Source organism: Herbaspirillum rhizosphaerae (genome assembly GCF_046025915.1).
Taxonomy (GTDB): Bacteria; Pseudomonadota; Gammaproteobacteria; order Burkholderiales; family Burkholderiaceae_D; genus Herbaspirillum; species Herbaspirillum rhizosphaerae_A.
On the sequence record NZ_JAQQFR010000004.1, the window covers coordinates 389,391 to 395,398 of the forward strand.

The 6,008-nt window shown below is 57.6% G+C and carries 7 protein-coding genes; 5 read left to right on the top strand and 2 right to left on the bottom strand.

The annotated features are described in order from the left end of the window. Nucleotides 1–33 precede the first annotated feature (33 nt). Together kefC and kefF are read right to left on the bottom strand one after the other, a co-directional pair. Nucleotides 34–1,833: a glutathione-regulated potassium-efflux system protein KefC gene (gene kefC, locus PQR63_RS08720; protein WP_408167424.1), complete on the bottom strand. Its 1,800-nt coding sequence runs from the start codon at nt 1,831–1,833 to the stop codon at nt 34–36. A 34-nt stretch (nt 1,834–1,867) separates the two neighbouring features. After that, a complete protein-coding gene (kefF, locus tag PQR63_RS08725; RefSeq protein WP_408167426.1) occupies nt 1,868–2,437 on the bottom strand; it encodes a glutathione-regulated potassium-efflux system oxidoreductase KefF in 570 nt (189 codons plus the stop codon). Nucleotides 2,438–2,692: 255 nt separating this feature from the next. Here kefF and PQR63_RS08730 point away from each other — a divergent pair, with 255 nt between their 5' ends. The 5 genes from PQR63_RS08730 to PQR63_RS08750 all read left to right on the top strand — a co-directional run bounded on the left by PQR63_RS08730 (nt 2,693) and on the right by PQR63_RS08750 (nt 5,939). Further along, nucleotides 2,693–3,745, top strand: a complete 1,053-nt coding sequence (locus tag PQR63_RS08730; protein WP_408167427.1) for a gamma-glutamyl-gamma-aminobutyrate hydrolase family protein — start codon at nt 2,693–2,695, stop codon at nt 3,743–3,745. A 274-nt stretch (nt 3,746–4,019) separates the two neighbouring features. Then, nucleotides 4,020–4,325, top strand: a complete 306-nt coding sequence (locus PQR63_RS08735; RefSeq protein WP_094562258.1) for an ElaB/YgaM/YqjD family protein — start codon at nt 4,020–4,022, stop codon at nt 4,323–4,325. Between the two features lie 23 nt (nt 4,326–4,348). Continuing rightward, nucleotides 4,349–4,741 (top strand): phage holin family protein, encoded by a 393-nt coding sequence (locus PQR63_RS08740; protein WP_408167428.1) that lies wholly within the window; start codon nt 4,349–4,351, stop codon nt 4,739–4,741. Nucleotides 4,742–4,750: 9 nt separating this feature from the next. Further along, nucleotides 4,751–5,167 (top strand): hypothetical protein, encoded by a 417-nt coding sequence (locus PQR63_RS08745; protein ID WP_408167429.1) that lies wholly within the window; start codon nt 4,751–4,753, stop codon nt 5,165–5,167. Between the two features lie 115 nt (nt 5,168–5,282). Continuing rightward, a complete protein-coding gene (locus PQR63_RS08750; RefSeq protein WP_408167430.1) occupies nt 5,283–5,939 on the top strand; it encodes a YiaD family glycine zipper/OmpA-like lipoprotein in 657 nt (218 codons plus the stop codon). Nucleotides 5,940–6,008: the final 69 nt, after the last annotated feature.

Sequence of the window (6,008 nt, forward strand, 5' to 3'; positions counted from 1 at the left end):
CCGGACAGATGTTTTGTCCGGCCTTTTTACGTCTTAGTCCCAGCGATGCTTGTCGCCGCTGGCGATGGCGTCCTTGTCGCTGGCGAACATGGCTTCTAGCTCTTCGCGCGCCTGCACAGCCATCGAAACCAGTTGCTGCTGATCCTTGTAGTGCGGATACAGCTTGTTGAGCGTTTCGATATTGTGGGCGCGGAATTTCATCGCCGCGCGATGCGCGCGGTAGGCGCCGAAGTCGAGTTGACGCAGCACTTGTCGTCCCATCTGTAAGGCGCTTTCAAAAGTCTCGCGTTCCAGCACGGTGACGCCGCGATCCATCAGATCGTAAAGGTGCGTGACGTTGCGCGCGCGCGCGGCTATTTTCAGATGCGGAAAAGCGCGTTGCACCGCTTCCACCAGTTTCAGGCTGGCGGGCGCATCGTCGATGGCGATCAGCAGCAGACGTGCCTTGTCGGCGCCGGCAGTGCGCAGCAAATCGATGCGTGTGGCGTCGCCATAGAACACTTTGAAGCCAAACTTGCGCAGCGATTCGATCTGGTCGGGATCATGATCGAGAATCGTCAGGCCGATGCCGTTGGCATGCAACAGGCGACCGACGATCTGGCCGAAGCGGCCGAAACCCGCGATGATGACCGGATTGTCTTGCGGTTCGATTTCGTCCTCGGCGCGTTTTCCTTTGGCCAGCAGACGCGGCAGCAGAACGCGGTCATGCAGAAGAAGCAGCAAAGGCGTGATCACCATCGATAGCGCCACGACGACAACCAGAATCGATGAAATGCGCGGTGTCAGTACCTGCGCCGTGGCGGCAGCGCCGAACACCACAAAAGCGAATTCGCCGCCTTGCGATAACAGGAAGGAGAAAAACACCTGCTGGTCGCGTGGAATGCGGAAGGCCTTGGCCAGGCCGAACAGCACCGCAATTTTGAGAACGAGGAAACCTGCGACGAGACCGAGGATCAACCATGGCTGTTCAAGAAAAATACCAAAGTCGACCGACATGCCGACGGCGATGAAGAACAAGCCGAGCAGCAGACCCTTAAATGGCTCCAGATCGCTTTCCAGTGCGTGGCGATATTCCGAATCGGCCAGCAGCACGCCGGCGAGGAAAGTGCCAAGCGCCATCGACATGCCGACCGATTGCATCAGCAGACATGTGGCGATCACCAGCAACAGCGCGAAGGCGGTGAAAATTTCACGCATGTCGGTCTTGGCGATGATGCGCAAGATAGGGCGGATCAGGAAGCGGCCGCCGAAGATCAGCAACGCGATCACGCCGACGACTTGTCCGGTATGGAGCCAGCCTTGTCCGCTGCCTTGTGCCACGGCGACGCCAAGCAGTGGTACCGCCGCCATCATCGGGATCGCGGCGATATCCTGAAATAGCAAAATTGCAAAACCCGCCGAGCCCGCCGGTGTGGCGCTCAGCTTGCGCTCGCCCAGTGTCGCCAGCGCAATCGCGGTGGATGACAAGGACATGCCGAGCGCACCGATCAGCGCCACGCGCCAGTCGATGCCGCAGGCCAGCGCCGCGCCGAACAGCGCCAGACTGACTAGCGTGACTTGCGCGCCGCCCCAGCCGAATATGCGCTTACGCAGTGACCAGAGGCGTTTCGGATCGAGCTCCAGCCCGATCAGGAACAGCAGTAGCACCACGCCGAATTCTGAAAAGTGCAGGATGTCTTCGACCTGGCTGATCAGACCCAGCCCCCAAGGGCCGATGGCGATGCCGGCGAGCAGGTAGCCGAGCACGGCGCCCAGTCCCAGCTTCTTGGCAATCGGTACGGCGATGACCGCCGCCAGCAGGTAGATCAGCGGATTGAGCAGTTGTTGTTCCATGGTGTCGTCGTATCGTTGATCTTGATCGGTAGTCTTATGGTGTTGATGTTGATGTCTCGGTAGCCGGCCAGTCTGGATAACTGTCAAGCCGGGCGCGGTAATTGGCGGCGTGCATGATCAGCGCTTCCTTGCTCAGATGATGTGCGCCATGCAGGATGTTCGGTGTCTGCCAGCGCATACCGCACAAGCGCGCGGTTTGCTGATAAGGCGGCAGGAAATCACTGAACGGATGGCCGTGGCGGCCGCCGGCCTGGTAAGCGTCGGCGTCGCCGCCTGTGGTCGCGACCAGCCAGAAGTCTTTGCCATGCAGAGCATCGCCGCCGGGGCCGAAAGCCCATCCGCGTTGCAGTACCAGATCGATCCATTCTTTCTGTAGCGCGGGCATGCTGTACCAATGAATCGGATGATGCAGCACGACCAGATCGGCCTCGTGCAATTGCGCCTGTTCGTACTCGACATCGATATGGAAATCGGGATAGCACTCATACAAATCATGGACGCGCACCTGCGGCAGACTGCGGGCTGCTTCAATCATGGTGCGGTTGGTGTAGGAATGTTCACCACCCGGGTGCGCGTAGAGGATAAGAATGCGTGAAGTGGTCATGTAGGAGCATGCCTGAAGATGAAAGAAGTCAGGAGAGATTGGAACATATATTGCTCATCTGCTGTCTGGATTAATAAGAGCAACACGACTGCAACCGCGAGGGAGGCAAAACACAGCGCCGCTCGCTGCACAACGCGGGTATCAGGAAGATGACGCCAGATGCCCAAAACAAATCAATGCGCTTATACTTTGGCAATCCTGTTCGCGGGCGTTGCACCTGGTTACCGCCATTGATTTCAACCCTACATAACCGCCATGTCCGATATTAGCGATTCCGAAGCCAATCAATCCAGTTCTCCACCACCGCCACGCCAAGGCCAGGCTCAGCCTGGTGTTGATTCCACGTCTCAGGCTGCGCCTCAGGCGGGCGCGCAAACCGGCTCGCAAGCTTCGCCGCAGCAGCCTCAGTCGTCGCAACCGCCGCATTACCCGTCATTTTCGCCGCCTCCTCTGGAAACACCCTGGGCGCAAACCTGGAAGCTGCTGGCCGCGCGTTTCAAGGCAATGTCGGACAAGGCTGGTCGCCGCATCATGCAGCGCACGCTCAAGATCGGCATCTCGGCACGTATCTTCCACCCGGAAACCGGCGCCAAGGGCTTGCGCGGCAAGACCCTGCAATATCTTGAAGAGTCCATCGCACAATGGGTGATGTCGCGTGATGTGCTGGTATTCATGATCCCCACCGTCAATACCAACGGCCTGGTTCATCCCAGCAATATTCGTCTGCGCGACTACGCCAAGCATCTGGACGGTCTGGTGCTGCAAGGCGGTGCCGACGTCTCGCCGCAAAGCTATGCGCAGGCTGCGACCAAGCCGGAATGGAACGGCGATCGCGTGCGCGACATGTACGAGCTTGAGCTGTTGCATGAATTCATCGAGGCCGGCAAGCCGGTGCTCGGCATCTGCCGTGGTTGCCAACTGATCAATGTCGCCTTCGGCGGCACGCTGTATCAGGACATCGCGACGGATGTGCCGACCGCCATTGCGCACGTCAACGATTTGTACGACAGCAATTATCACGAACTGAGCTTTCCAGCCGGATCGACGCTGGCGTCGCTGGTGAATACACAGAGCGCCGTGGTGAATTCTATCCACCATCAGGCAGTCAAGGATCTGGGACGCGATCTGTCGGTGGAAGCGGTTTCCGGCAACGACAACATCGTCGAGGCGATTCGCTACCGCAAGGCGCCGTTTGTCATGGGTTTGCAATGGCATCCTGAGTTCCATCGCGCCGGTGGCCCCGAATTGCTCGATTGCATGCCTATTCTCGACAGCTTTTTACGGACGGCGCGTGAAACACGCTTCTGACGTTAATAATGTTGATTGAATTGAATGTTTTGCCGCTTGAGAAACTTATATAGAGAGAAGCTATCAAAGAGCCTGCATTGCTGAGTTTTTACCAGTGTTGCGTATAAAACCGCAAACCGGGCAGTGTGCAATGTCGTCAAACCGGCGAGTTGTCCCTGACGCGATGCTCAGGATCACGCTTCATTGATGGTCGATTGTTGGATTTGAGACCGTTGAGGCGGCCATCTGCAAGGTTTTGCACTACTTGAGCATTTAATAAAAGGAGAATTTCCCCATGACAAAATCCGCCTACAAAACAGTGAGAAACGATATGAAAACTCTGGTCAAAGATGCGCAAGAATTATTCCGTGAAGCTGCAACTGCCACCGGCGACAAAGCCGATGAGTTGCGCAGCAAAGGCTTGACCATGCTGGAAGCCGCTGTTGAGGCCGCCCAGAATGCGCAAGCCGTCGCCATCGAAAAGGGCAAGGAAGTCGCCGCCCGCACTGACGACTACGTCCATGAAAATCCATGGCGTGCCGTAGCGATCTCTGCCGGTGTTGGTTTGCTGGTCGGCCTGGTCATCGGTCGCAGCAAATAAACGCAGCGCCGACCGGGACTGACATGGATCACAAACAAGAGCACGCCGCGCCGGCCAATCCCGGATTGACGGCCGGATTGCTGGGTATCGCCAGGAATCTTCTGGGTCTGATTATCAACCGCATCGAACTGGCTTCTCTGGAGCTGTCTGAAATCGGCGGCAATCTGATCAAGTTCCTGACGCTGTTTACGCTTGCGGCAATCGCATTGTGGTTCGCGGTCGCGTTCTGGACGGCGCTGGCGGTCTACCTCGCATGGGATTCGTGGGGCTGGAAGGTACTCATCGCGTTCGGCGTTTTTTTCACCGTGGTGACGGCCGCCATCATCGGTTACGCGTACACCATTTTGCGTCAGGGTAAGTTGTCCTTGCCAGCAACAATGGCGGAGCTGCGCAAAGACCGCGACGCGTTGCTATAAGGGGAAATCATGGCGCAAAACGACTGGAAACCCGATGTCCCCCTGGAGGAGCGCAAACGTAGATTGCTTGCTGAAGGCGCGCTGTTCCGTATTGGTATTTTGGAGGGGCGCGGTCACGTGCGCGCCAATCTGAATGCCGAGTCGCTGGCCAAAGGTGCAATGAATCGCATCGTCGGCGCGGTGTCATCGACATTCAGCGGTGCGTTCTCCGGCAAAGGCGGCGGCAATCTGCAATCGCTGTCGCCGTTGCTGATCGGAGGCATTTCGCTGCTGTCGAAGCGCTACCTGCGCAAGCCGTTGTTGTACGGCACCGTCATCAGCGCAGGTGCGGCGTTCGCTTACTATCTGACGCGCCGGCAAGACAGGGCGCGCGGTGCGGAAAGTCTGTCCGAGGGCGAGGAAATTTCTACCCCCGACGGCGAATAAAAATTTCAATTCCAGAATTTCAATCCGGACGTTCAAGTGCGCTGAATAACATGTCGCACGATGATGGCCGTCTGTGGTTGCTATCAATACTATAAAGAACAAGAAGGAAGCAAATATGCGTAAATTAACTATCGGTGCACTGGCCTTGACTCTGGCCGCAGCAGGTTGTGCGGACATGTCGGCAACGCAGCGTGGCACGGCAACAGGAGCCGGTGTGGGCGCCGGTCTTGGCGGTATCCTCGGTGCAGCAACGGGAGGTGGCGGTGGCGGTCGTACTGCTGCAGGTGCTGCAATCGGTGCCGGCCTGGGTGCTGTGATCGGCAACGTCTGGTCGACGCGCATGGAAAATCAGAAACGCGCCATGGAGCAGGCAACGCAAGGCACAGGCGTGCAAGTTACGCAGACACAGGACAATCGTCTCAAGCTGGAAATCCCTAGCGATATCTCTTTCAACACCGGTCGCGCCGATATCCAGCCAAACTTCCGTGCGGTGCTGGATAAGTTTGCTGCTACGTTGAACGAGAATCCGGCAACAAATGTGACCATCATCGGCCATACGGACAGTACCGGCAGCGATGCCATCAACAATCCGCTGTCGATGGAGCGTGCCGCCCGCACGCGTGATTACCTGACAGCGCGCGGTGTTTCGCCGGGACGTTTCAACATTGACGGCCGTGGTTCGCATGAGCCGCTGGTAGCGAATACCACGGAGGCGAACCGTGCCCGTAATCGTCGCGTAGAAATCTTCGTCGCTGAGCCGCAACAACGTTGATCTGGCTTGGTGGCTGATTGGTAGTCAATACATTCAGCGATCAATCCAGCCAATAAAAAAGCCCCGCAA

Coding starts and splice junctions, on each gene's coding strand:
- PQR63_RS08735 (WP_094562258.1), top strand. CDS start 4,020: ATGACAAAATCCGCCTACAAAACAGTGAGAAACGATATGAAAACTCTG.
- kefC (WP_408167424.1), bottom strand. CDS start 1,833: ATGGAACAACAACTGCTCAATCCGCTGATCTACCTGCTGGCGGCGGTC.
- PQR63_RS08745 (WP_408167429.1), top strand. CDS start 4,751: ATGGCGCAAAACGACTGGAAACCCGATGTCCCCCTGGAGGAGCGCAAA.
- PQR63_RS08750 (WP_408167430.1), top strand. CDS start 5,283: ATGCGTAAATTAACTATCGGTGCACTGGCCTTGACTCTGGCCGCAGCA.
- PQR63_RS08730 (WP_408167427.1), top strand. CDS start 2,693: ATGTCCGATATTAGCGATTCCGAAGCCAATCAATCCAGTTCTCCACCA.
- kefF (WP_408167426.1), bottom strand. CDS start 2,437: ATGACCACTTCACGCATTCTTATCCTCTACGCGCACCCGGGTGGTGAA.
- PQR63_RS08740 (WP_408167428.1), top strand. CDS start 4,349: ATGGATCACAAACAAGAGCACGCCGCGCCGGCCAATCCCGGATTGACG.